A 26,635-nucleotide genomic window follows, 5' to 3' on the forward strand; every position below is an offset into this window, starting at 1 on the left:
GGAAGTTATTTTCCTGATTTTATAAATTATCTCACATCAAAAACAATGGATTTAACATTTGTCATCGCTTCGATACTATATTTAATTCCTTGCACTCCTGCACCAGAACCTTTTACACCAAGGAAAGGGAAATTATCTGGTCCACGTTGTGTTTTATTATTAATATGAACGGTTCCAACTTCAAGTTTTTCAGCAATTTCAAATGCCTTCTTAAAGTCATTTGTAAAGACTGAAGATTGAAGACCGAATTCTGATTCATTAGCAATTTCTACCGCTTCATTAGCATCTGAAACTCGAATAATTGGAAGAACAGGTCCAAATGGTTCTTCCCAGGCTAATTTCATATCTCTTGTGACATAATCAAAAAGTCCTGGCCAAATGAGATTATTCTCACGTTTGATTGGGCTGAGCGCTTTGGCTCCTTTTTCCTGAGCATCTTCAATCAATCCCCAGATGAAATCAGCTGAAGCATTATCAATAACTGGCGTGATATCTGCATTGTCAAATGGATTGCCTACTGTTAGCTTAGCAACTTCAGCTTGGAGCAATTCTGCCAATCTGTCTGCTACGTTTTCCACAACCAAAACACGTTTGATGGCAGTACAACGCTGACCAGAGTAGCTAAAAGCTCCACCTACGATTTGCTTAGCTGCATTTTCTAAATCTGCATCTTCTAAGACAATTGCTGCATCTTTTCCACCAAGTTCAAGCATAATTGGGCGCATACCAGCTAAACGACCAATACGCTCCCCAATCGGTGTTGAACCTGTAAAGTTAATGAAGTTCACTTCCTTGTGTTCGATGATGTAGTCTCCGATTTCAGAACCACGTCCAGTGATGGTGTTAAAGACACCTGCTGGGATTCCTGCTTCGTCAAATGCTTTAGCCAACAAAAGACCAGAAATAGATCCTTGTGTTGGTGGTTTAAACATAACGACATTTCCTGCAATCAAAGCTGGAGCAATCTTAGATCCAGAAAGGTTGACTGGATAGTTAAATGGTGCAATAGCTAGGACGACCCCAACTGGCTCACGACGGACAACAGCTAGTTTATTTTTACTTGCAGCTTCAAAACCGCCACCTTCCATTGCTTGTCCAGTGATACGGAGACCTTCCTCAGCAGCAAAACGAATCAATTCTGCTGTACGTACTACTTCTCCAATGGCTGCTTTAATCCCTTTTGCAACCTCTTTGGCAAGAATCGTACCAATTTTTTCTTTATCACGTTCCAAAATGTCTGCTGTCTTATGCAAATAAGCTGCACGCTCAACTGGTGCTAAATCACGCCATGCTGGGAGAGCTGTACGCGCTGCTTCCATAGCCTCATCTACTTCAGCCTGACTCATAGCGGGTACTGTCCCCAGTTTTTCTTGATTGATGGGAGAATAGATGGCAATTTCATTTTCCGATGATTTCCATTTTCCATTCACTAAATTCTGATAATTTGTCAAATTCTCTTCCTCCTGAAAATGATTAAAACTTATTTTATCAAATTTTCAGAAAATTACAACCCCTTTTTGGAAAATATTGATATTTTTTTCACAAACTTGATTCTTCAAATTATTTGAAATTTATTCCTATTAGATATTGGTTTTTCAATAAAAATCAAAAAAGGTCTAGTTTTAACTAAACCTTTTTGTAGCATTTACTATGAAAGTACCTTCAAGACTGCAACGCTGATATCATCAATCACATTAGACTCTTGAGAACGACTATTTGTCACAAGCATTTCTAGATTTCCTGCATTTTCAAAGTAGAAGGAAGTTCCCTTGGCATTGAATACCACCAATAAGTTCTCTGATCCACCGTGAATTTCGTAAACAATCCACCCACTATTTTCAGCAGCTGTATGGACGAAGACATGACGATAAACTTCTTCGTATGTAGGATAAGAGAAAGCCCGCCTTTGTGTTTTTAGGCGAATAATCTGGCGAATAAAGTCAATGCTCTCTTGTCTCTCATTGATTAAATCCCAGTTGACCTGGTTGACACTATCTGGAGCATTGTAACTATTCATGGCCCGTTCTCTATCTGCCGGAGTCAGCTCACCATTTTCTCCTGTAGCAAGGAGTTTGGTGCGACCAAATTCTTGCCCCAGCTCTATAAAGGACATCCCTTGCATAAGAATGCTCATCGCTGTTGCTGTCTCGACCTGACGCATAATCTTATCTGAACTGTGATCTGGGTGAAGGGTTGCTAACAAATCATGCAAGTTGTAATTATCATGGGCTTCCACGTAGTTAAGAACTTGGTTTGGACTAAGATATGAACCCAACTCTCGGCTACCAAGAATAGCTTTGGCTACAATCGGTTCTGTAGCTGCACCGCTAACAAATCCTGCCTTGATTGAGCCGTAAACTTCTCCTCCTTTGATGGCATCACGCTGATCATCATTGAAGAATCCAATATTTGGCATCTGGTAGGCATTGTCCTTCTTGGCCTTGTCATAAGGTGCAAGACCGGTCCCCATATCCCAACCTTCTCCATAGGTGATAATACGTGGATCAACTTCATCCAGTGCCCAACGAATTGCCTGCATGGTTTTGATATCGTGAATTCCCATCAAGTCGAAACGGAAACCGTCAATATTGTATTCTTTTACCCAATAAAGGAGTGAGTCAATCATATACTTGCGGTACATTTCGTGTTCGCTTGCGGTTTCATTTCCAACACCTGTGCCGTTTTGGAAGGTTCCATCTGGATTCATACGATAGTAATAATCAGGAACAGTTGTTTGGAAAGGTGCATCGACCGTTGAAAAGGTATGGTTGTAAACGACATCCATAATGACACCGATTCCCGCATCATGATATGCTTGAATCATGGTTTTAAGGTCTCGAATAACCTGTCCAGGATCATCTAAATTGCTAGAGAAACTTGGTTCAGGAGCATTGTAGTTTTGAGGGTCATAACCCCAGTTATAGGTTACATTCCCGTCCTCGTCATATTCCTTATGGCGATCAAAGATTGGTTGGAGTTGAACATAATTACAGCCGAGTTCTTTGATATAATCAAAGGCTGTTGCTTGACCATACTGGTTAACCGTTCCAGTCTGGGCAGCCCCAAGGAAGGTTCCACGGAGATGCTCTGCCACTCCAGATGTCGGTGATTTTGTAAAATCACGAATATGCATTTCACAGATAACTGCTTTACATGGATTTTCCAAACGCCAAGGAGCGTCTGTCCCATGTTTAACTTCGAATCCTTCTACCTGTCTATCTTGCTGAGAGAGAATGACGGAACGTTTCCCGTCAGGACTTGTAGCGATAGTGTAAGGATCTCGTGTCAAAGTCTGGTGGTGTGGAAACTCAATCTGATACTGGTAAGCTTTACCTGCAAGATTTTCATCCAGGTCTACACTCCAAACACCAATGGTATTGTACTTATGACTGTATGAATAGCTATTCCCACGCTCAAGATTAAAGGTTTTCCAAATCGGCGCGTCGTTACTTGTATTTTCATAAACGACCACTTGAACTGCTGTAGCTGTTGGAGCCCAGAGTTTAAAGCTTGTCTGGTAGTCAGAGATACTATAACCCAACTCTCCTTGGTATCCCCAATGGTGATCAAAACTTTCACTGTGAAAGGCTTTATCAAAAGCAAACGGGTTTCGATCTTTATAGTAAGGACTTGCAATGGCTGGATTTTCAGAATAATAAACCGTCTCATCACCATCCAAAATCCAAACCTCAGTCAACAGTGGATAATGGTTAAACCGTAGGAGATAGTCCTTTGTCTTTCCATCGATTTCGACAGAAAAGCTCAGAGTATCGAGCCTTTCTGCACTTATAACTGTAAAGGAGAATTTAGCTCCAAAATAGTCATTTTCATAATACAAATTTTCTTTAACATCTGCCTGTTTTCTACTGAATGAACAAGCATCATAATCCCCATTCTTTCGGTGAAAATGGATGACTACTGGGTATCTATACATTTCTTTTCCTAATTCCTAATTTCAATTTTTAAGTCATGCTGAAGAATTTAACGGGAATTTCAGCACAATAGAGAATAGCTTTAATAGATATAAAAACACATCAGGAGAGATAGTTCCAGACTATCTGACATCTATTTTTCAACTATTCTTTACAAACTTTCTAGCCAGGCCTCATCTCGAACTTCGATACCAAGTTCTTGTGCTTTTTGGAGCTTGCTTCCTGCATCTGCTCCTGCTACGACAAGATTCGTTTTCTTAGATACACTGCCTGTAACTTTAGCACCAAGGATTTCGAGTTTATTTTTGGCTTCAGAACGTGTGAGACGTTCCAATTTTCCTGTTAATACAACTGTCAAACCTGACAAGGCTGCATCTGCTACTACTGTCTGCCCTTTGTAGTCCAGATTAACTCCAGCTTCTTTCAACTCGTCTAAAAGAATCTTCGATCCTTCTGTAGCAAAATAAGTCTGAAGGCTTTGGGCAATCACACTACCCAAGCTCTCGATACTTGCTACTTCCTCAGGATCTGCTTGGGCTAGATTTTCAATAGAGTGGAAATGTTGGAGCAAGAGTTGGCTAGCCTTACTTCCGACATGGCGAATTCCCAGACCAAACAAGAGTTTTTCAGCAGAGTTTTCCTTGGATGCTTGAATGGCCTGATATAGTTTAGAAGCAGACTTTTCCTTGACGCCTTCTAAAAGAAGGAAATCGTTTTCTTTCAAACGGTAAATATCTGCCACATCCTTAACCAGATTAGCAGCAAAAAGCTTTTCGACGATAGATGGACCAAGACCCGTAATATTCATAGCATCTCGAGAGGCAAAGTGAATCAAACCTTCCATGATTTGGGCAGGACAGCGTGGATTGATACAACGAAGAGCCACTTCATCTTCAAAATGAAGCAACTGACTGTCACAGCTCGGACAGTTAGTCGGAATATCTAGTTTTTCTTCAGAAACACGTTTAGACTCTACCACACGCAGAACAGCAGGGATGATATCTCCAGCCTTATAAACGATAACCGTATCATCTTTGCGGATATCCTTTTCAGCAATATAATCTACGTTGTGAAGAGTTGCACGGCTAACAGTTGTGCCAGCAAGCTGAACAGGTGTTAGATTGGCAGTCGGGGTCACAACACCCGTACGACCTACTGTCCAGTCAACTGAAAGGAGTTGAGCTTCTTTTTCCTCAGCAGGAAATTTATAAGCTACTGCCCACTTAGGTGCTTTAACGGTAAAACCGAGTTCTTCTTGACCTGCTAGGTCGTTAACCTTGATGACCACCCCATCGATATCGTAAGGCAGTTTCTCCCGTTCTTGTCCTACTTCTTGGATAAAATCCCATACCTCATCTATACTTTGAGCCAATATTCGTTTAGGATTAACTACAAAACCAAGCTGTTCAAGATGCTCCAAGACCTTTTCTTGACTATCACGAGTTGAAGGGCTGGCTTCTTGATAGAGGAAAGTAGCAAGATTACGCTTGGCCACTACTGCTGTATCCAACTGACGCAAGGTGCCTGCAGCTGCGTTACGAGGATTAGCAAATTCAGGCTCCCCATTTTCTTGGCGGGCTTGGTTGACCTGATCAAAGGAAGCGCGTGGCATGTAACACTCTCCACGAACGGTGATATCTAGTTCTTCGGGCAAGGTCAAAGGAATGTCCTTGACACGCTTGAGGTTTTCGGTGATATTTTCACCAACAGAACCATCCCCACGTGTGGCACCAACAACCAAAATCCCCTTTTCATACGTAAGCGAGATAGACAAACCATCGATTTTCAGCTCACAAATATAGGTCGGTTGGGGTAATTCCTTTCGCACACGCGCATCAAAAGCTTCTAACTCTTCACGTGAAAAAGCATCCTGCAAACTGTATAGAGGATACTGATGACTGTATTTTTCAAAACCATCTAAAACCTTACCACCAACACGATGAGTTGGACTATCCGCTAAAACTTGATCTGGATAGGCGGCTTCCAACTCAACCAACTCTCGGTAGAGACGATCATACTCGCTATCTGAAACCGAGGGATTGTCACTCGTATAGTACTCGGTCGCATAGCGGTTGAGTAAGGCAACTAACTCATTCATTCTTTCATTCATAATCCCATTTTACCACAAAGCAAGCCCTCCTCACAATAGAGAAGGACTGAAAAATGATTCGTAATGAAATATTTTCTAAAAAAGAGAAATTATAACTCTTTTTTAAAATGACTTCGCACATAAACGAGGGATAAACAAGACAGGATGATAACACCGCTTCCAATTATCAGAAAAGAAGAGAGATGGACACTTGGTAGCACCGTCATAAAGCCTTTTGCAATCGGCATAAATAGGATGGCTAAGGTAAAAATGGTGCTTAGTACTCTTCCCAAGTATTCCCCCTCAACCTTGGTTTGAACCTGAGTAAAAAAGTGAATATTAAAAATCGTCATAAACAGTTCACAAACTAAATTTCCAGAAAAGGAGAGAAAAGTTGGCAGTGGTAATCCCATCATAAAAACTCCAACTCCAGTTAAAGCCAATAGAATCAAAAGATTATAAACACTTGCCTTTATTTTACTAGCTAGAAGAGCTCCAATAATCGAACCAATAGCGCCCATAGTTAAAATAGTTGCATAAGCTCCTTCTACCCCGTATAGTCGATTTGAAAAAGGGAGGAGAAATTCAAAAGCTGCAAAAAAGAAATTAACACTGGAAGCTACTACCAAAAGGAAAAAGATCTCTTGCTGGCGCCAAATATAGCGAATCCCTTCTTTCATATCAGCAAAAATATTTTTCCAGCTGAAAGTCTTTTTCTCTTGTTCCTGAGTCTCTTTTTTTGGGAGAAAAGCTACTAAGGTAAATGCGATAAAAAAACTAATGGCATCTAAAACGAGCGTCATATGGAGACTGGCAAATTGTAAAACGAGAAAAGAAAGCACCGGAGAACTGACTCCTACAACCTGTAAAACTAACTCCAAGCGAGAGTTATAGGTCACAATCTCGTCTTTCTCTACAACCTCAGTTATAATGGCTTTGTTAGATGTACGAGAAAATGCAAAGGCAACCGCCTGAACAATATTGGCAAAAATCAAGGCAGCAATCATCAAGCTATCATCTCTGATGAAAGAAATAGCTAAGCAAAGAACGCCACAAATCAAGTCTGTCGTCATCAAAATTTTGCGACGCGAAAATCGGTCTGAAATCACTCCGCCAAAGGGATTGACCAGAATCGATGTGACGAGTTCAGAAATCTGATAAATCCCAAGAACAGTCTGCCCTATCGTTCCCATTGATGCCAACCAAACACTGTTTCCATAATCATAGAGCATATTTCCTATTTTATTAATAGCACCACGACTAATCAACTGGATTGCATATCGATTCATATAAAAAGCTCCTCTCAAATTTTGAAACTATTGTATCAAAACTGAAAGGAGTCTCTTTATTTTTCCCTTATTTGGGAAATTTAAGCATTTACAAATTTTTCATAATGTTCCTGATAATAGGCCACTTGCTCTGGAAGTCCAAGCACATCAAAAATATGCATAGCCTCCTGCATCTGACTACAACCCTCTTCTTTCAAGTCTCTCTGGTAGAGGGCGAAACCTTTGAGATAATGGAAGATATTGCGCTCATAAAGCTTGATACCATTTCCAATCAACTTCTCCACATAGCCCTCAAAATAGTCCGCATCCGCAAAGGATCGATTTTCCAAACAATGCTGGTAACAGTTAAGAGCTAAGATCAAAACAAGTTTTCGATGACGACCAATTTCCTTGTAGTAGTCTTCCCTCTCCATCACTTCTCTGCCAATCCGAGCCACATAGTCCACATTGTAGAAAGTATAGAGATTACCGAAAAGAATCAACTCATACATGGTCCATTCTTCTGTTTGGAAAAGATAATCCGCCACCTTATCCAAATCACTCTGACTCATCGTGTAACGAGCATCTCTTTGACAAATCAGTCCTTGTAGCAGAATCCAATTCAGCTCAAAATAGAGGGGATTGGTCGAACTCTTTGCTTTCTCAAGCTGTTCCATTTGAAGCTTTTGAAAACCAGCAATATCATTTGAGTAGTAAAGCGGAATAATCTGTGCCATCAAGGCAACATGTTCATGATTTTGAAAATCCCTAGCCTTGTCCATGAAATTTTCAATAGTCACATGAATATTATCCAAAATCTCAAAGAAACGGGAAACTGCTAAATCAGACTCACCAAGCTCAAAGCGAGATAACTGAGAGGTCGAGCAAGAATCGCCCGCTGCTTCCTTTAAAGAGTAGTTCCCACTGGTTCGAAATTCACGAAATACTTTTCCAAGATGTTCCATCTTTACACCTGCTCTGATAATTCTTCCCACTCAAGCATGGCTTCTTCCTGACGATGGCTAATTTTGTCCAGTTCTGTCTGAAATTCCATGAGTTTTTCAGCATCGTTGGTTTCCAGCATTTGTTCAGAAATGGCTTGACTTTGAGTTTCTAACTCTTCAATTTCAGCCTCTAAACTCTCTATTTGGCGCATGAGCTTACGGGCTTCTTTCTGACTTTCTTTCTGAGCCTGATAGTCATTAGCTGGACTTGCTTCTTTTGCTTGATTGCTAGTTGAAGCATCTTCTATCTGGCTGACTTCTATTTCAGCCTTTTTATCAACATAGTAGTCATAATCTCCAAGGTAGAGGGTTGAACCACTCTCAGACAATTCCAGTACATGAGTGGCTACACGATTGATAAAGTAACGGTCGTGGCTGACAAAAAGAAGGGTTCCATAAAAATCAATCAGAGCATTTTCTAGCACTTCCTTGCTATCAATATCCAAGTGGTTGGTCGGCTCGTCAAGAATTAAAAAGTTGTTGTTTTCCATAGAAAGTTTGGCAAGTAACAAACGAGCTTTTTCGCCACCTGACAGCATGCCAACTGATTTCTTAACATCATCTCCTGAGAAAAGGAAGGCTCCAAGTCGATTACGGATTTCAACCTCTGGTGTTAGTTTAAAATCATTCCAAAGTTCATCTAGGACACTATTGCTTGGTGTTAGCTTGCTTTGAGTCTGGTCATAGTAACCAACCTCAACATTGGCACCAAAACGCTTCTCTCCCTTGATAAAAGGGATCTGGTCCACAATAGACTTGATAAAGGTTGATTTCCCGATGCCGTTTGGTCCGACAATCGCAACAGCATTCATCTTACGAAGGTCTAGGTTGATAGGCTCTGAAAATATTTCCCCATCATAGCCAATAGCCGCATTTTCAACGGTTAAAACGACATTTCCAGACGTTTTTTCCGACTGGAAGGTCATGTTGGCTGATTTCTTGCCAGCTTCAGGCTTGTCCAAACGCTCCATTTTTTCTAGTTGTTTACGGCGAGATTGGGCACGTTTGGTCGTTGAAGCTCGGACTAGATTGCGATTGACAAAGTCTTCTAGAGCCGCGATTTCCTTCTGTTGCTTTTCATAGTTTTTTGCCTCAGTAGCTAGCTTTTGCTCCTTTAACTCAACAAAGCGAGAGTAATTACCTACATAACGATCTAAGGAATGCTTAGTCAAATCGAGTGTAACCGTCGCAACCTTATCCAAAAAGTAACGGTCGTGACTGACAATAATGAGTGCACCACTATAATTTACTAGGTAATTTTCCAACCAGGCAATGGTTTCGATATCCAAGTGGTTGGTTGGCTCGTCCAAGACCAAGAGATTTGGCTTTTCAAGGAGCATTTTAGCCAGTGCAAGACGAGTATTTTGACCACCTGAAAGCTCAGCAATTTTCATCTGCCACATAGACTCGTCAAACTTGAATCCATTCAAAATCGCTCGAATATCAGCTTCGTAAGTAAAGCCACCATCCTGGCGGAAATTCTCTGACAAACGATCATAATCCGCCATCAGTTTATCCAAATCTTCACCCGACTTTTCACCCATCTCTAATTCCATTTGACGCAGTTGTGTCTCTGCCCGACGCAAGTCATCAAAGACGTGAAGCATTTCATCATAAATGGTATTTTCAGACTCAAAACGGCTATCTTGGGCTAGGTAAGACAGAGAGATATCTTTTTTCTTATTAATTTCTCCACTAGTTGGCTCCTCTTCTCCAACCAAAATCTTTAAAAGAGTAGACTTACCTGCACCATTTTTCCCAATAAGAGCAATTCGGTCTCGTTCATCTACTTGCAGGTTGATATGTTCAAAAAGAACCTCACCAGCAAAAGATCGTTCAATTTTATTAGCTTGTAAAATAATCATATCTCTATTTTACTATCTTTTTCTCTTTTGCACAATTGCAACGAAAAAAGTTCGAGTCATAAACTCGAACCTTTCATCTTAGTATCCAATGCCTCCACGGAATGTGCGAGCCATATCTTTCAATTCATAGTTTTTAGAAGAGGTATCGATGGTCCATTTTCCATCTTTCTTAGTCATTTTAATTTCATAACCCTCTTTCTTCATGTTATCACTAGTGTCTAGAGGAGTTGAATCAAATTGACTTGGTGCATTTTCTAAAATGTATTTTTCACCAGCTTTCATAGCTTCAGAGTAGTTGCTATATTTACCTTTGTTTTCTTCGTAGAATTTACGGCTCAATTCATAAACATTCAAGTTATCCAAGTCGATTGTTTCTGGTCTAACATAAACAACAGCATAGTCTGGCAAGTATGTCTTCACCTTGTAATCAACTTTTGCTCTCTTAGCATTTGCTTTGATGTAAGCATCTGCGAATGTTCTAAGTTCTGAATCAGACGGTTTGTAGTTATAGAAGCCTTTTCCGAACGATTCTGTAAATTTCTTGATAAACTCTTCTTTATCAGCTTTCGCATCGTTTGTGAATTCAGCACTATTATCAGAAGATTTTTTATCATCAGCAAGCGCAACAACTTGTGACTTATTATCAGTAGCACTTAGGTTCGTTCCACCACCAGAACTTTCCCCATTAAGGTAAACAGCATCGACATATTTTTTCATTACATCTTTCGCTTCATCAATATTGTCTTCATACTGACTTGGATCCACCTTGATTGCTACATCGTTATTCTTTTTAGAATTTTCTTTGATGTCATCGTAAAAGCTAGGTGCAAAGTGAAGTTCATACTTAGCATTCTTATCGACTTCATACACTACATAACCAGCAACGCTCTTTCCTTTAGAAAGACTGTCACCATATGACATAAATTTCGTTTTACTGTCGCTTTCATAAACTTGAATTGGTTGTAATTTTTCATCTTTTTCATTATAAAGCGTAATATCTTGGCTAGTAAAACTAAACTGTTTATCACGATTGTTCTTGATTTCGACTTGAAGTGCAAGGTAGCTTGAAGATGAATCTTCATCTTTAGGCAATACAAACATACCATCTTTCACAGAAACTTCAAAGTTTGAGTTCGAGGCAGTACCATTGTCGCTTGCTTTTTTTTGAGCTCCACAGGCAACAAGTGCTAAAGCTGACAAAAGCAAAGCAGAATGCTTAAGAATTTTTTTCATAATGGATTCTCCTTTAATGATTTACTATATTTTACCATACGCAGAATAAAAATCAAAACAGAAACCAGATATTTTCAAAATATCTTAAATTTATAGAGTTTTACATTAAATTTTTCTATATGTTCGTTTGAGACATTAAAGGATTCTTTATAAAAAGAATAGAATATAACAATATTTTTGATTTTTTTCTTCAACAAACCTACAAAATGAATTATAAACTTTCATGTTATAAAGTATCTAATAATTAATTTTCATCCCTAACTTAGTATAAGTAAGCACAGTCCCCACCATTTTCCCGCTAAAGTGCAAAAATTAATTTCCTACATTTTAAGTTATGCTAACGTTTTACTAAAATGTCAAATCGTGATATAATGAAAGCGATTAAAGCAAATAAACAAAGGAGACACTCTATGACTTACCAAGAAAATTATCAAAAATGGGTCGATTTTGCTGACCTTCCAGACTACCTTCGCCAAGATTTGGAAAATATGGACGAAAAAACTAAGGAAGATGCCTTTTATACCAATCTTGAATTTGGTACTGCTGGTATGCGTGGTTTGATCGGTGCTGGTACAAACCGCATCAACATCTACGTTGTTCGTCAAGCTACCGAAGGTTTGGCTCGTTTGATTGAATCAAAAGGTGGAAATGAAAAAGAACGTGGTGTGGCAATTGCCTACGATAGCCGTCACTTCTCACCTGAGTTTGCCTTTGAATCTGCGGCAGTTCTTGCTAAACACGGTATCAAATCTTACGTATTTGAAAGCCTCCGTCCAACTCCAGAACTCTCATTCGCTGTTCGTCACCTCAACTGTTTTGCAGGTATCATGATTACTGCTAGCCATAACCCTGCTCCATTTAACGGTTACAAGGTTTATGGAGAAGACGGTGGACAAATGCCTCCACATGATGCAGATGCTTTGACAACTTACATTCGTGCAATCGAAAATCCATTCGCTGTGGAAGTTGCTGATGTCGAAGCAGAAAAAGCTTCTGGTTTGATTGAAGTCATTGGCGAAGCTGTCGATGTTGAATATCTTAAAGAAGTTAAGGACGTAAACATCAACCCAACATTGATTGAAGAATTCGGTAAAGACATGAAGATTGTCTACACACCACTTCATGGTACGGGTGAAATGTTGGCTCGTCGTGCTCTTGCCCAAGCAGGATTTGACTCAGTTCAAGTCGTTGAAGCGCAAGCAACAGCTGACCCTGACTTCTCAACTGTTAAGTCTCCAAACCCAGAAAGCCAGGCAGCCTTTGCCCTTGCTGAAGAACTTGGTCGTCAAGTTGGTGCAGACGTTCTTGTCGCGACTGACCCTGACGCTGACCGTGTTGGTGTTGAAGTTCTTCAAAAAGATGGCAGCTACCTCAACCTCTCAGGTAACCAAATCGGTGCTATCATGGCTAAATACATCTTGGAAGCCCACAAAAACGCTGGAACTCTTCCTGAAAATGCAGCCCTCTGCAAATCAATCGTATCAACTGACTTGGTAACGAAGATTGCTGAGAGCTACGGCGCAACTATGTTCAACGTCTTGACTGGTTTCAAATTTATCGCTGAAAAGATTCAAGAATTCGAAGAAAAGCACAACCACACCTACATGATGGGATTTGAAGAAAGCTTCGGTTACTTGATCAAACCGTTCGTGCGTGATAAAGACGCTATCCAAGCTGTTCTTGTCGTTGCTGAACTTGCTGCCTACTACCGTTCACGTGGTTTGACACTTGCAGACGGTATCGAAGAAATCTACAAAGAATACGGATACTACGCTGAAAAGACCATCTCTGTGACCCTTTCTGGTGTTGATGGTGCAGAACAAATCAAGGAAATCATGGCTAAGTTCCGTAACAATGCTCCAAAAGAATGGAACGCAACAGCTATCACTGTCGTAGAAGACTTCAAGGCTCAAACTGCTACTGCTGCTGATGGTACTGTTACAAACTTGACAACTCCTCCAAGTGATGTATTGAAATATACACTTGCTGACGGTTCATGGATTGCTGTTCGCCCTTCTGGTACTGAACCAAAAATCAAATTCTACATTGCCGTTGTGGGTGAAAGTAATGAAGATTCACAAGCTATGATTGCCAACATCGAAGCAGAAATCAATGCTTTTGTTAAATAAGAAATTATAAAAGATGAGACCAACCAATCTCATCTTTTTTTCGTATCAAATCTAAGCATTTTTAGAAACTTTATGGCATACTAGACTTATCAATGAAAGCGAGGTAATCTCATGGAACAATTTTTAGAAAACATCAAAGACCTTGAAGTCACTACAGTTGCGCGTGCACAAGAAACACTCGATAATAAAGAAACAGCAACCTTCTTTATTGGCCGTAAAACTTGCCCTTACTGCCGTAAATTTGCAGGCACATTGGCAGGTGTCGTAGATGAAACCAAAGCCCACATCTACTTCATCAACAGTGAAGAACCAAGCCAACTCAATAAGTTACAAGAATTCCGTTCACGCTATGGAATTCCAACCGTACCAGGATTTGTTCACATTGCAGATGGCCAAATCAATGTCCGTTGCGACTCTTCCATGTCAGCACAAGAAATCAAGGAATTTGCTGGATTGTAAAAAAACCACTCGTCGAGTGGTTTTTGTATGGTCTAAATTACTTTTTTTCAAGCAAGTCTTGTATCATTCTATGCAGTTCTTCTATCTTCTCAGATTGTTTCTCTAGTAATATTCTTTGAGTTATTAATTCGTCTTGGAGTTTATCAAATTTTATCTGATCATCCGGATTATCCTTTACAAAAAAGTTTGTCAAAGCACTCGTTAACATCCCTATTGTGCCAATACCAACAAGCATTAGTAAAACAGCTAACCACTTCCCAAAAATCGACGCAGGAACAATATCTCCATAACCAACAGTCGTTACAGTCACAAGCGCCCACCAAAGACTATCTGAGAATGATTTTTCTTCAACAACAGATAAAATTGAACTACCTACCAGTACAATAAAGGAATTGAGATATAAAATATAAAGTAAGCCATTTGTTCGTAAGAGTTTTCCAACCTTCTTTTCCAACTTGCCAGTCAATCCAACGACTCTTAAAAGACGAGTTAGTTTCAGTAATTTTGTCAGCCTTGCTAAGCGGAAGATACGCCCTAATCGAAATACTGTAAAAATAGCATTCAAAGGAAGGATAGCTAGCAAGTCGAAGATATTTTCAAGTATAAATCTCCATTTTTCTTTACTTGAAAAGAACCGCCAACCATAATCTATCACAAAAACAAACCAAATTAGTAAATCAATAATACTGTAGGGTGGATTATCCAAATCAATCATCTCAGCAAATCCAAGCAAGACAAGGACAACTGATATCAATGCAAGTATGATAATCGTTGTGTCATAGTAATCCTTTAATAGCCATTTTCTCTTCACACTGCTACTCCTTTAGTTTTTTTAATCATTATACCACACTAAATTCCTGATAAAACACAGAATAAAAGAAGGCACTCGCCTTCTTTTTATATATCTGTCAATGGTGTTGCGGTATCTGGTGAAGTGTCGTAAACCTTAAAGTCAACTCCGACTCCCAGATCAGCTTGGGCTAGCTGATTGACCATGGTCATATGAGCCAGCTCCTTGATATTGTTCTCTTTGGACAAGTGGCCAAGGTAGATTTTCTTGGTTCGATTTCCCATAGCACGAATCATGGCCTCAGCTCCGTCTTCGTTAGAAAGGTGACCGAGATCAGATAGGATACGCTGCTTGAGTCGCCAAGCATAAGATCCAGCTCGTAAGATTTCCACGTCGTGGTTGGATTCGATGAGGTAACCGTCAGCATTCTCAACAATTCCTGCCATACGGTCACTAACATAACCTGTATCGGTCAGCATAACGAAGCTCTTGTCGTCTTTCATAAATCGGTAAAACTGTGGTGCTGCCGCATCATGGCTCACACCAAAACTCTCAATGTCGATATCACCAAAGGTTTTGGTTTTGCCCATTTCAAAGATATGCTTCTGCGAAGAGTCCACCTTGCCGAGGTACTTACTATTCTCCATAGCCTGCCAAGTCTTTTCATTGGCGTAAAGATCCATGCCATATTTACGAGCCAAGACACCGACCCCATGGATATGGTCTGAATGCTCATGCGTAATCAAAATCGCATCCAGATCTTCAGGTTTGCGATTGATTTCAGCTAGCAAGCTGGTAATCTTCTTACCAGACAAGCCTGCATCCACTAGGATTTTCTTTTTTGGGGTTTCCAGATAAAAGGAATTTCCACTGGAACCTGATGCTAAAATACTGTATTTAAAGCCTATTTCACTCATTCTAGTCTTCTATTTCGTCCTCCCATATTTCTTCTTTTACGGCATCCTTATCATAAGGGAGCACAATGGTAAAGGTCGATCCCTTACCGTATTCACTTTTTGCCCAAATAAAGCCATTGTGTTGTTTGATGATTTCTTTTGCGATAGCCAGACCTAGACCAGTTCCACCTTGAGCCCGACTTCTTGCACGATCCACACGGTAGAATCGGTCAAAAATCTTCGGCAAATCTTGCTTTGGAATACCTAGACCTTGGTCTTTGATGGATAAAATCATCTGGTCATCTGTGGTCTTCATGCTGACAGTAATTTTGCCACCATCTGGTGAGTACTTGATGGCATTGTTAAGAATATTATCAATCACCTGAGTCATCTTATCGGTATCAATCTCGATCCAAACTGAATTAATAGGGTAATCTCTGACAAGCTCATATTTTTTCTCGTCATCCTGACTTCTCATCTTATCAAATCGGTTGAGAATAAAGGTGATGAATGCAGTAAAATTAATCAATTCCACATCTAGCTGACTTGTCGCATTATCAATACGAGAGAGATGTAAGAGATCTGTCACCATCCGCATCATACGGTTGGTTTCATCGAGTGAAACCTTGATAAAATCAGGAGCAACAGGATCATAAAGAGCTCCCTCGTCCAAGGCTTCAAGATAAGATTTAACACTGGTCAAAGGAGTTCGCAACTCGTGACTCACGTTCGAAACAAAGAGTCTTCGCTCACGCTCTTCCTTCTCCTGCTCAGTTGTATCATGTAAAACGGCAACCAAACCAGAGATGAAACCTGACTCACGACGAACCAGAGCAAAACGTACACGAAGGCTTAGGTATTCCCCATTTACATCCTGGGAGTCAATCGTCAACTCAGGAATCTGTGTAATCAGGTCACGCAGCTCATACTCATCTTCTATCTTAAGCAATTCGAGGATGCTTTTATTCAGAACATCTTCTTTCTGCACACCGAGCTGTTTCTTGGCCATATCGTTGATCATGGTAATCTGGCCACGGCGATTGGTCGCAAGAACGCCATCTGTCATGTAAGAAAGAATACTGTTCAATCGTTTACTCTCTTGTTCCAGATTTTCTTGGGTCAAACGAATAACTTCTGATAAATCGTTCAGATTATTGGTGATATTGGTGATTTCTGTACTTCCTTGCAAGTCCAAAACTTGAGAATAATCACCTGCAATCAAGTCCTTAACCTTTTGATTTATCTCCTTTAGACGGATATTATCCCGACGATTTTCCAGTAACAGCAAGGTCACCACCAAGATAAAACCAAGTAAAATCAAGATAAAGATAAAATCGCTGTTCAGAATAGTTTGTCTAATATCTTCAATCATTATTTCTCATATAGTATCCAACACCACGACGTGTGAGAATGTACTCTGGGCGACTTGGTGTATCTTCGATTTTTTCACGCAAGCGTCTAATGGTCACGTCCACCGTACGAACATCACCAAAATAGTCATAACCCCATACAGTCTCAAGCAAGTGTTCACGTGTAATCACTTGTCCAATATGAGAAGCCAAGTGATACAAGAGTTCAAACTCACGGTGGGTTAAATCTAACTCCTCACCATATTTCTTAGCCACGTAAGCATCTGGAACGATTTCCAAATCACCAATTTGTAAAGGTTGCGTCTTCTTCTCGTCAGACTCTTGGCTATCCACAGAAACCAAGTCTGTACGACGAAGCAGAGCCTTGACACGAGCCTGCAACTCACGGTTTGAGAAAGGTTTTGTAACATAATCATCTGCACCTAACTCTAAACCAATAACCTTGTCAAACTCGCTATCCTTAGCTGAGAGCATGATAATCGGCACGCTACTAGTCTTACGAATAGCTTTAGCAACTTCTAAACCATCAATTTCAGGTAGCATCAAGTCGAGAATAATAATATCTGGTTGCTCTGCTTCAAATAGCTCGATTGCCTCACGACCATTGAAGGCTGTAACAACTTCATAACCTTCCTTGGCCATATTAAACTTAATAATATCTGAGATTGGTTTCTCATCATCTACAATTAATATTTTTTTCATTTTATCACCTTTTCTCTATCTATTATAACAAAAAAATGCAAAGAAGGCACAAATGGCTACTGTAGGCCTTTATCTTCAAAAGTTGTTTTATAAGCCTGCCAAATTTTTTGTTGAGGTTTCGCAAGTGGATAGTCAGAAAACTCCTGAGGAGAAACCCAACGAATTTCTCTGTCCGAAAACTGTTTTGTTTCTGTCACCTGACCAGCTAGGATTTTAATGTGCCATTTCCGATGACTAAATACATGCTTGACCTGGTCAAATACTTGATGGGACCAATTCACTTCTAAATCATAATCTTGCTCAAAGTTTTCTTGAGGGCTTGGTCCAAATGCTCTGCTTTCCTCTTTGACTTGCGAAAAGAGATCTAGCTGATCGTCATCACTTGAGAAATCATCAACTTCAATCAATGGGAAGTGCCAAAAACCGGCTAGTAGTTTCTCGCTTTCGTTTTTCTCTAGTAAATATTGCCCACGGTCATTGCGTACAACTAAGGCCTTGAGATAAATTGGCAGAGGCTTTTTCTTGGGTTCTTTAATCGGATAAAGACCCATGGTGCCATTCTGATAGGCTGCGCTAAAGTCCTTAACAGGGCTTTCTTCTGGTCGAGGATTAACTGGAGCCTCTATGTCAGAACCTAAATCCATCAGAGCTTGGTTAAAGTCACCTGGTCGTTTCGGGTCAATCAAGATTTCCATCATTGCCTGAAAAATTTTGCGATTGCTGGGAACTCCGATATCATGATTAACCTCAAACAAGCGTGCCAAAACCCGCATGACATTGCCATCAACCGCTGGCTCAGGCAAATTAAAAGCGATACTGGAAATAGCTCCCGCAGTGTAAGGGCCAATCCCTTTCAGGCAAGATATTCCTTCATAGGTATTTGGAAATTGCCCCCCAAAGTCAGTCATAATCTGCTGAGCTGCAGCCTGCATATTGCGCACTCGAGAATAATAGCCTAATCCCTCCCAAGCCTTCAACAAACGCTCTTCAGGAGCATTGGCCAGACTTTCAACTGTTGGAAACCAGTCCAAGAATCGTTCGTAATATGGAATAACTGTATCCACCCTGGTCTGCTGCAGCATGATTTCAGATACCCAGATGTGATAAGGATTTTTACTTCTCCGCCAAGGTAGTTCTCGCTTGTTTTCATCATACCAATTAAGGAGTTTCTCACGAAAAGAAATGATCTTCTCCTCTGGCCACATGACGATATCGTATTCTTTCAAATCTAACATATGTCTAGTATAACATAGAAGCTTCTAACTGTCCTTTTCTCAGTACTAAAAAGCCTCTTCCCATGGGAAAGAGGACTAAATCTTATTGATGAACTGCTTGAGCTGCTGTGATAAGGGTCAACTTGTACACATCATCTGCATTACATCCACGAGAAAGGTCGTTAACTGGTTTGTTCAATCCTTGCAAAACAGGTCCGACAGCCGCAAAACCACCGAGACGTTCTGCCATCTTGTACCCAATATTTCCTGCTTCGATACCTGGGAAGACAAAGACATTTGCTTGACCAGCTACATTACTTCCTGGAGCTTTAAGAGCTGCAGTTTCAGGAACAAAGGCAGCGTCAAATTGCAATTCACCATCAATCTCAAGGTCAGGGCGCAAGTCGTGAGCAATTTTTGTAGCTTCCACTACCTTATCAACACTTTCACCAAATCCTGAACCTTTAGTAGAATAGCTTAGCATAGCAATTTTAGGTTCAATACCAAACATCTTAGCTGTAATTGCTGAGTTGATGGCAATTTCAGCCAAGGCTTCTGCATCTGGATTGATGTTAATGGCACAGTCACCAAATAGGTAACGTTCCGTACCACGTACCATGAGGAAGGCACCTGAAGTACGAGTTACATTTGGACGAGTTTTGATAATTTGAAGGGCTGGGCGAACTGTTGAGGCAGTTGAGTGAATCGCACCAGATACCATACCGTCAACCAAGCCCAAGTAGACTAGCATCACACCAAAGTAGTTGACATCTTCAACCAAAACTTTGCGCGCTTCTTCTTCAGTCATTTTGCCCTTACGACGCTCTACTAAGGCAGCAACCATTTCTTCGAATTGAGGATAGTGTTGGGGATCAATCACTTCATAACCATCCATGATCCCCTCGATTTCGAGATAAATTTTAATTTTTTCAGGGTTTCCAAGCAAAACAGGAATCACTTCTGTTTCTTTTACCAAGCGTTTTGTCGCTTGAAGAATACGTGGCTCTTCCCCTTCAGGGAGAACGATACGAGCATTTTTGCCAACCAGGTTGGCTTTGAGACTTTCAAAAACTTCCATGAGTTTTCTCCTTTAAGAAAATAAATTATACTCCAAATAGATTTTAAAGAGTATTAGTTGATAACTGAGTAATAAGATTGCTGAAATCATCCGGTAAGGGGCTTTCTAGTTGCAAATCTTGCTCTAGAAAAGGATGATAAAAAGATAAATAATGGCAATGCAAGGCCTGGCGCTGAATACCGTCGTCTAGGCTGCCTCCATAGAGATCGTCTCCCAACAAAGGAAAACCGATATGAGAAAAATGCACTCGTATCTGATGAGTTCGTCCAGTATGCAGACGAATATCGACTAGGTGAATATTTCCATAAGACGCTATAACTTTATAAGATGTATGGGCGTATTTCCCACCTTTGGCAACCCGTCTCGTGATAATGGAGTCCACATCACGCGCAATCGGGGCGATAATCTCCCCTTCAGGCTCCAAGACACCAGCTCCTTTAACCAAAGCAAAGTAACGTTTTTCGATAGACTTTCGTTGCAGTTGCTTGTCTAAACGTGCATGAGCGTAGCCGTGCTTGGCAAAGAGCATCAAACCAGAAGTATCTCTATCAAGCCTAGTCACGATGTGAACTTGCTGATTTTCATAGTTTTGCTTGACATAGTAGCCCTTGATAAAATTGGCAATGGTATTGGAATGATTGACACTGGGGATGGAAGCTACTCCATAAGGCTTATTCAAAACCAGAAAATGGTCATCCTCATATAAAATATCGAGTGGTCGATCAATAGCTTCAAGGCTCTCAAACCCTTCCTCTGCAGGAATGTCAATAGTTACTCTATCTCCAATATCTAAGAGATAGGTCGCATTTTGAGCTTGGCCATTGACCCGTATAGCCCCGCCTCGAAACTTAATCTTAGCCAAAAGTCCCTTGGAAACCTCATGTTTCTTGAGGAAATTTTTGACTTTGACGTGCTCATCTGCGGTAAATTCGAACCTCATTCATCCACCTCGCCGATGAAGGCATCTTTAACACGATTCCAGAAACTAGTGTGGCTTGGAGTCGCTACGAAGTGAATCTTGTGATGGTCGATTTGATACTCTATCCGTTCGATATTACGGAAGGAATAGACGCTGTTATCGACTGATATCGTATGGTAATCATTGCGTGTCGGCAAAAGTTCAATCTTATCTTTTTTGGGAATAATGATCGATGATCCCAAAGTGCGATAGACTCTATTATTAAGGCTTGCTATTTCCGTCAACTGCAAGGCTTCAATGGTAGGATGTAAGACAGCTCCACCCAAGGATTTGTTGTAGGCGGTACTTCCCGTCGGCGTTGAAACAGTCACTCCATCTCCACGAAATCGCTCGAACGGAACATGGTTAATGATGATATCCGCAACCATGGTGCGGTCTGATCGACGGATGCTGGCTTCATTTAAAGCACGGAAGATTTTCACCTCTCCATTTTCAAGCGTTACCTTAACATTCAAGACCGGATAAGAAACTTTGGCACCAGTATCTAGTAAAAGATTGGTCACCAATTGATCCAGCTCAAAATCACGATAATCTGTGTAAAATCCCAAATGCCCTGTATGAACACCTACAAATCGAACCTTGTCTAACTGATTCTCATACTTGTGAAAGGCAGACAAAAGCATCCCGTCACCACCAATGGAAATGACGATATCGGGATTGGTATCGTTCAGTATAAAATGTTGTTTCTTGAGTTTTTCCCTCAGTTCATGCAAGACCTTCTGACTCTGAGGTTTTCTATTTGCTATGAGGTCAACTCGTTTACCTGTATTCTTCATCTGTATCGTCACTATTTCCTACACCATCGTTTAATTTTCTGCTCAATGGATCAAAGAGAGCCTGCGCTTCCTGGATATCGTCACGAATCTTACCCATTTCTTCATCCAGTTGATAGGCTATTTTCGCTGTGATTTCCAGTCTTTTCCTGATTTCTTCTGGAAAATCACCCTGATACTTATAATTGAGCGAGTGTTCAATCGTAGCCCAGAAATTCATGGCTAAAGTCCGTATTTGAATTTCTGCCAAAATCGTCTTAGCTCCGTTGATCGTATCAACCGTGTACTCGACAACCACGTGATAAGAACGATAGCCCGAAGCCTTACGATGAGTGATATAATCTCGTTCCTGAACGATTCTCATATCTTGGCGTTTACGTAGAATCTCAACTACCTCTTTGACGTCATCAACAAACTGGACCATGACACGTAAACCAGCAATATCTTGCAAGTCATTTTCTAAAGTTGCATAAGTAATTCCTCGACGAGCCATTTTTTCTTTAATACTTTCAATCGGTTTTACCCGACCCGTTACAAACTCAATCGGAGAATGCTTGTTTTGCTTACGATACTGTTTGCGAATTCCCCGAAGTTTAATCTTCAATTCACCAACAGCCTGAATGTAAGGATCTAAAAATTCTTCCCATTCTATGGTCATACTTTCTCCCTTGTAATGTTTGATTGCTCTGTCGAAAATCTTTGATTTTTTCAGTACATTCGTATACAATAAATACATTGTCCATTATACCATAAATCGCTTTCAAAGATATAGAAAAGGTTGAAAAAATGAAACATTTAGAAATAGAATTGAAAACACTTCTGAAAAAAGAGGAATATGATCATCTAAAAAAACAGTTTTCCCATATCCAACCCGTTCTTCAGAAGAACTACTACATTGACACACCAGATTTCCAATTGCGTGAAAAGAAGGTTGCCATGCGCATTCGCACTTTTGCAGATTGGGCGGAATTGACCTTAAAAGTGCCTCAAACTGTAGGAAATATGGAATACAACCAGAAACTAACTCTTCCAGAAGCTGAATCGTACCTAGAAAAACCAAAACTACCTCAGGGTCTCGTTCTAGAGAAGCTCTCTAAGATTGGCATCGAAAGCCATGACTGGCTTGTTCTAGGTTGCCTTTCCACCCTTCGTTATGAAATGAAAACTGAGATTGGCTTAATGGCCTTAGATGAAAGTCAATACTTTGACCAGACGGACTATGAACTCGAACTTGAAGTCACCGACCATGAAAAAGGGAAAGAAGATTTTCAGAGATTTTTAGATGAAAATCAGATAACCTATCAGAAAGCTCCTTCAAAATTAATTCGTTTTATTAAAAGCATGAAAAAAAGCTGAAATAATCTCCTTTTTTTGGTAAAATAGAAAAGATAAAAATAAAAGAATCTGGCTTTGAAAAACAAAACTTTCTCAAAGAAGATTCACAAAGTTTACAGAGGACGGTCTATAATGTCAGATAGAAACAACATGAAACTTTTCACCCTAAACTCTAACCATGAAATCGCTCAAAAGATTGCGGATACAGTTGGTGTACCTCTCGGGAAATTATCCTCTCGACAATTTTCTGACGGCGAAATCCAGGTCAACATTGAAGAAAGTGTCCGTGGTTACGACGTCTACATCATCCAGTCAACCAGCTACCCTGTTAGCAACCACTTGATGGAGTTGTTGATCATGGTTGACGCTTGTGTACGTGCAAGTGCTCATAGTATCAACGTTGTCCTCCCTTACTTTGGTTATGCGCGTCAGGATCGTATCGCTTCTTCTCGCGAACCCCTCACTGCAAAACTAGTTGCCAATATGCTTGTCAAAGCTGGTGTAAGCCGTGTTCTAACGCTGGACCTCCACGCTGTTCAGGTCCAAGGTTTCTTTGATATTCCTGTAGATAATCTTTATACTGTTCCTCTATTTGCTAAGCACTACTGTGATAAAGGACTTCTTGGCTCTGATGTTGTTGTTGTCAGTCCAAAGAACTCTGGTGTTAAACGTGCACGTAGTTTGGCTGAATACCTTGATGCTCCTATCGCTATCATTGACTACGCCCAAGACGATTCTGATCGTAACGAAGGCTATATCATTGGGGATGTTGAAGGCAAGAAGGCTATCTTGATTGACGATATCCTAAATACTGGTCGTACTTTCTCTGAAGCAGCCAAAATCGTTGAACGTGAAGGCGCAACTGAGATTTATGCAGTATCTAGTCACGGTTTATTTGTTGAAGGGGCAGCAGATCTTCTTGATGCTACAAACATCAAGGAAATCCTTGTGACAGACTCCGTAGCGACCAAAGAAAGAACTCCAGAAAATGTATGTTACATTACTGCTAGCGAATTAATCGGAGATGCTATCGTCCGCATCCATGAAAGAAAACCAGTCAGCCCACTCTTTGCTTACAACAAAAAGAAATAAGGTGATTCTTTGATTTATTTGGACAATGCTGCAACGACTCCTATGTCTGCAGTAGCTATTGCAGAAATGACCAAGGTCATGCAAGAAACTCATGGTAATCCTTCTAGTATTCATGGTCATGGTCGGCAGGCTGGTAAACTCTTACGAGAGGCTCGTCAGGACTTAGCCCACTTACTAGGAACCAAACCTCAACATATCTTTTTCACATCTGGCGGTACAGAAAGTAACAATACAGCCATTATCGGCTATTGCCTACGTCATCAAAATCGTGGAAAACATATCATCACAACAGCTATCGAACACCATTCTATACTTGAGACTGTCGATTACCTGGTGCAACATTTTGGCTTTGAAGTGACCATCATCCAACCAGTAAATCAAGAGATAACTGCTCAGCAAATTCAAGAAGCCTTACGTGACGATACCATTCTCGTTTCCACCATGTACGCTAACAATGAAACTGGAAGTCTCTTACCTATCGCTGAGATTGGACATATTTTAAAAGACCATCCTGCTGCTTATCATATAGATGCTGTTCAAGCTATCGGAAAAATTCCTATCCATCCCGAGGAATTGGGAATTGATTTCCTCAGCGCTTCTGCCCACAAATTCCATGGACCAAAAGGAGTCGGATTTCTTTACGCATCGACTGGAGACTTTGATTCCTACCTTCACGGTGGAGACCAAGAACAAAAGAAACGGGCTGGAACAGAAAATCTCGCTGCCATTGTAGGCATGGTCGCTGCTCTCAAAGAGGATTTAAATGACCAAGTTGAGCATTACCAAAAACTAAGCGCACTCAAAGCTACTTTTTTAGAAGAAATTGCAGGTCTCGACTACTATCTCAATGAAAGCAACCACCAACTTCCTTATGTTGTCAACATTGGCTTTCCTGGTCAAAAAAATGATTTGCTCTTGCTTCGGTTAGACCTGGAAGGAATTTCAATTTCTACCGGTTCAGCTTGTACTGCTGGTATTGTGCAAACCAGTCATGTTCTTGAAGCATTTTATGGGTCTGATTCGCATCGTTTAACAGAATCTGTCCGTATCAGTCTCTCTCCTCTTAATACCGAAGAAGAACTGAAACAACTCGCACAAACCTTAAAAAATATTATTGGAGATTAATCTAATGGCATTCGAAAAAACCATTAAACTACAAAACTGCCGCTACGACTACACACTTAGCCCAACTGTCAAAAAGTTCACACTGAAAGATAATACTTTCTTTGAAACAAAAGTTGGAAACTTTGAACTGACTCGTCTGCTTGAGAAAGTACCCAACAGTGGTGAAGGTTTCAACCTAAAAATCATCATCAACAAAGACCTTACAGGTGCTAAACTCAACATTACTGACAAGTCAGGTCTTCGTTTGGTTAATATCTTTAAATCAGAAAACCACCACATTCATCAGGAAAAATTCTACTTCCTCATGGACAGTTTAGTAGAACGCGGTATCTTCACTAAAGAAGAAAGATAATTGACTATGTATCGACTTACCTATCAAGATAACTATCACGTAGAACGTACACTTGAATATAAGGATTACGAAGAGCTCATGTTATCTCTATCAGGCTGTGTGACCCTACCTGATACTCTCCTAATCAGCTCCTTAACGCTGAATGATAAGGTGATTTATCAAGGATTGGTTGGCGATCTCTACCGTTTTCTATCACAAGCTCATTTTTCAGATAAAAACTAAGAAATTTCTTAGTTTTTTCTTGTTTTTGTTGATTTTTTCACAATGTTTCTATAAAATAGAAGAATAGAAAGGTTGTGATTTTGTGAAAGATAAACAGTCTGCTATTCCAAAAGCAACAGCAAAAAGACTCTCACTTTACTATCGAATTTTCAAGAGATTTCATGCAGAAAAAATCGAACGTGCCAACTCCAAGCAAATTGCAGAGGCTATCGGAATCGATTCTGCGACCGTTCGTCGGGATTTTTCCTATTTTGGTGAACTAGGTCGTCGTGGTTTTGGTTACGATGTCAAAAAATTGATGAATTTTTTTGCTGATCTCCTAAATGATAACTCAATTACAAATGTTATGTTGGTTGGGATTGGAAATATGGGCCATGCCCTTCTCCACTACCGCTTCCACGAGCGTAACAAGATGAAAATTATCATGGCCTTTGACCTAGATGACCATCCAGAAGTTGGAAGCCAAACACCTGATGGAATTCCAATCTATGGTATCTCACAGATTAAAGAAAAAATCAAAGAAGCAGATGTCAAAACTGCTATCCTAACAGTTCCAAGTGTTAAATCACAAGAAGTTGCCAATCTTTTGGTCGATGCTGGTATAAAAGGTATTCTCAGCTTTTCCCCTGTTCACCTTCACCTCCCAAAAGATGTGGTTGTTCAGTATGTCGATTTGACAAGTGAACTCCAAACCCTCCTCTATTTTATGCGTAAAGAGGATTAGAAAG

24 protein-coding genes are annotated in these 26,635 nt (G+C 40.3%); 8 read left to right on the forward strand and 16 right to left on the reverse strand.

Annotation, left to right across the window (positions count from 1 at the left end; all coding sequences use genetic code 11):
- Positions 1-26: 26 nt before the first annotated feature.
- The 7 genes from B7717_RS08410 to B7717_RS08440 form a co-directional block, all read right to left on the reverse strand.
- Entirely contained in the window at positions 27-1,451 is a 1,425-nt protein-coding gene (locus B7717_RS08410; RefSeq protein ID WP_084944546.1) for an NADP-dependent glyceraldehyde-3-phosphate dehydrogenase, read from the reverse strand.
- 197 nt (positions 1,452-1,648) lie between these two features.
- Positions 1,649-3,934, reverse strand: coding sequence for a type I pullulanase (pulA, locus tag B7717_RS08415; protein WP_084944547.1), 2,286 nt, complete (start codon positions 3,932-3,934; stop codon positions 1,649-1,651).
- A gap of 149 nt (positions 3,935-4,083) precedes the next feature.
- Positions 4,084-6,042 carry an NAD-dependent DNA ligase LigA gene (gene ligA / locus B7717_RS08420; RefSeq protein WP_049490620.1) on the reverse strand — a complete coding sequence of 653 codons (1,959 nt, stop codon included), beginning with the start codon at positions 6,040-6,042 and terminating at the stop codon, positions 4,084-4,086.
- Between the two features lie 89 nt (positions 6,043-6,131).
- The gene (locus B7717_RS08425) at positions 6,132-7,310 is read right to left on the reverse strand and encodes an MFS transporter (RefSeq protein WP_049490622.1); all 1,179 of its coding nucleotides are present in this window, start codon (positions 7,308-7,310) and stop codon (positions 6,132-6,134) included.
- Positions 7,311-7,390: 80 nt separating this feature from the next.
- Positions 7,391-8,254, reverse strand: a complete 864-nt coding sequence (locus B7717_RS08430; protein ID WP_049490624.1) for an Rgg family transcriptional regulator — start codon at positions 8,252-8,254, stop codon at positions 7,391-7,393.
- Between the two features lie 2 nt (positions 8,255-8,256).
- Positions 8,257-10,158, reverse strand: a complete 1,902-nt coding sequence (locus tag B7717_RS08435) for an ABC-F family ATP-binding cassette domain-containing protein (RefSeq protein WP_084944548.1) — start codon at positions 10,156-10,158, stop codon at positions 8,257-8,259.
- Positions 10,159-10,236: 78 nt separating this feature from the next.
- Entirely contained in the window at positions 10,237-11,391 is a 1,155-nt protein-coding gene (locus B7717_RS08440) for a DUF4352 domain-containing protein (protein WP_084944549.1), read from the reverse strand.
- Between the two features lie 410 nt (positions 11,392-11,801).
- Here B7717_RS08440 and B7717_RS08445 point away from each other — a divergent pair, with 410 nt between their 5' ends.
- On the forward strand, positions 11,802-13,520 hold the full coding sequence (locus B7717_RS08445) for a phospho-sugar mutase (protein WP_049520341.1): 1,719 nt from the start codon (positions 11,802-11,804) through the stop codon (positions 13,518-13,520).
- Between the two features lie 111 nt (positions 13,521-13,631).
- Complete coding sequence (locus tag B7717_RS08450) at positions 13,632-13,979, forward strand: thiol reductase thioredoxin (RefSeq protein ID WP_049520342.1); 348 nt, start codon at positions 13,632-13,634, stop codon at positions 13,977-13,979.
- Between the two features lie 37 nt (positions 13,980-14,016).
- Here the strand turns inward: B7717_RS08450 and B7717_RS08455 are convergent, their stop codons facing one another.
- The 9 genes from B7717_RS08455 to B7717_RS08495 all read right to left on the reverse strand — a co-directional run bounded on the left by B7717_RS08455 (position 14,017) and on the right by B7717_RS08495 (position 22,439).
- On the reverse strand, positions 14,017-14,790 hold the full coding sequence (locus B7717_RS08455) for a potassium channel family protein (protein ID WP_049520343.1): 774 nt from the start codon (positions 14,788-14,790) through the stop codon (positions 14,017-14,019).
- 86 nt (positions 14,791-14,876) lie between these two features.
- Positions 14,877-15,686 (reverse strand): MBL fold metallo-hydrolase, encoded by an 810-nt coding sequence (locus tag B7717_RS08460; RefSeq protein ID WP_038806131.1) that lies wholly within the window; start codon positions 15,684-15,686, stop codon positions 14,877-14,879.
- A 1-nt stretch (position 15,687) separates the two neighbouring features.
- Positions 15,688-17,037, reverse strand: coding sequence for a cell wall metabolism sensor histidine kinase VicK (gene vicK, locus B7717_RS08465; protein ID WP_049520344.1), 1,350 nt, complete (start codon positions 17,035-17,037; stop codon positions 15,688-15,690).
- A complete protein-coding gene (gene yycF / locus B7717_RS08470) occupies positions 17,030-17,737 on the reverse strand; it encodes a response regulator YycF (RefSeq protein ID WP_000722058.1) in 708 nt (235 codons plus the stop codon). Before yycF ends, vicK begins: the two co-directional genes overlap by 8 nt.
- A gap of 56 nt (positions 17,738-17,793) precedes the next feature.
- Positions 17,794-18,972: an A/G-specific adenine glycosylase gene (gene mutY / locus B7717_RS08475; RefSeq protein ID WP_049520345.1), complete on the reverse strand. Its 1,179-nt coding sequence runs from the start codon at positions 18,970-18,972 to the stop codon at positions 17,794-17,796.
- A gap of 82 nt (positions 18,973-19,054) precedes the next feature.
- Complete coding sequence (gene pta, locus B7717_RS08480; RefSeq protein ID WP_049518760.1) at positions 19,055-20,029, reverse strand: phosphate acetyltransferase; 975 nt, start codon at positions 20,027-20,029, stop codon at positions 19,055-19,057.
- 43 nt (positions 20,030-20,072) lie between these two features.
- Positions 20,073-20,969: an RluA family pseudouridine synthase gene (locus B7717_RS08485; RefSeq protein ID WP_084944550.1), complete on the reverse strand. Its 897-nt coding sequence runs from the start codon at positions 20,967-20,969 to the stop codon at positions 20,073-20,075.
- On the reverse strand, positions 20,966-21,784 hold the full coding sequence (locus tag B7717_RS08490) for an NAD kinase (protein ID WP_000799063.1): 819 nt from the start codon (positions 21,782-21,784) through the stop codon (positions 20,966-20,968). Before B7717_RS08490 ends, B7717_RS08485 begins: the two co-directional genes overlap by 4 nt.
- The gene (locus B7717_RS08495) at positions 21,768-22,439 is read right to left on the reverse strand and encodes a GTP pyrophosphokinase (RefSeq protein ID WP_007516769.1); all 672 of its coding nucleotides are present in this window, start codon (positions 22,437-22,439) and stop codon (positions 21,768-21,770) included. The genes B7717_RS08490 and B7717_RS08495 overlap by 17 nt, the downstream gene beginning before the upstream one ends.
- Before the next feature lie 128 nt (positions 22,440-22,567).
- Between B7717_RS08495 and B7717_RS08500 the strand changes: the two genes are divergently transcribed.
- The 6 genes from B7717_RS08500 (at position 22,568) to B7717_RS08525 (ending at position 26,631) form a co-directional block, all read left to right on the forward strand.
- Complete coding sequence (locus B7717_RS08500) at positions 22,568-23,137, forward strand: CYTH domain-containing protein (protein ID WP_000681306.1); 570 nt, start codon at positions 22,568-22,570, stop codon at positions 23,135-23,137.
- A 111-nt stretch (positions 23,138-23,248) separates the two neighbouring features.
- The gene (locus tag B7717_RS08505; RefSeq protein ID WP_001283843.1) at positions 23,249-24,208 is read left to right on the forward strand and encodes a ribose-phosphate diphosphokinase; all 960 of its coding nucleotides are present in this window, start codon (positions 23,249-23,251) and stop codon (positions 24,206-24,208) included.
- A gap of 9 nt (positions 24,209-24,217) precedes the next feature.
- The gene (locus B7717_RS08510) at positions 24,218-25,333 is read left to right on the forward strand and encodes a cysteine desulfurase family protein (RefSeq protein ID WP_049520348.1); all 1,116 of its coding nucleotides are present in this window, start codon (positions 24,218-24,220) and stop codon (positions 25,331-25,333) included.
- Between the two features lie 4 nt (positions 25,334-25,337).
- Positions 25,338-25,685 (forward strand): DUF1831 domain-containing protein, encoded by a 348-nt coding sequence (locus B7717_RS08515; protein WP_049520349.1) that lies wholly within the window; start codon positions 25,338-25,340, stop codon positions 25,683-25,685.
- A gap of 6 nt (positions 25,686-25,691) precedes the next feature.
- Positions 25,692-25,907 carry a DUF4649 family protein gene (locus B7717_RS08520; protein ID WP_000286093.1) on the forward strand — a complete coding sequence of 72 codons (216 nt, stop codon included), beginning with the start codon at positions 25,692-25,694 and terminating at the stop codon, positions 25,905-25,907.
- An 82-nt stretch (positions 25,908-25,989) separates the two neighbouring features.
- Positions 25,990-26,631: a redox-sensing transcriptional repressor Rex gene (locus B7717_RS08525; RefSeq protein ID WP_000653409.1), complete on the forward strand. Its 642-nt coding sequence runs from the start codon at positions 25,990-25,992 to the stop codon at positions 26,629-26,631.
- Positions 26,632-26,635 lie beyond the last annotated feature (4 nt).

It is taken from the genome of Streptococcus oralis subsp. oralis, from assembly GCF_002096495.1.
Lineage (GTDB): Bacteria > Bacillota > Bacilli > Lactobacillales > Streptococcaceae > Streptococcus > Streptococcus oralis_CU.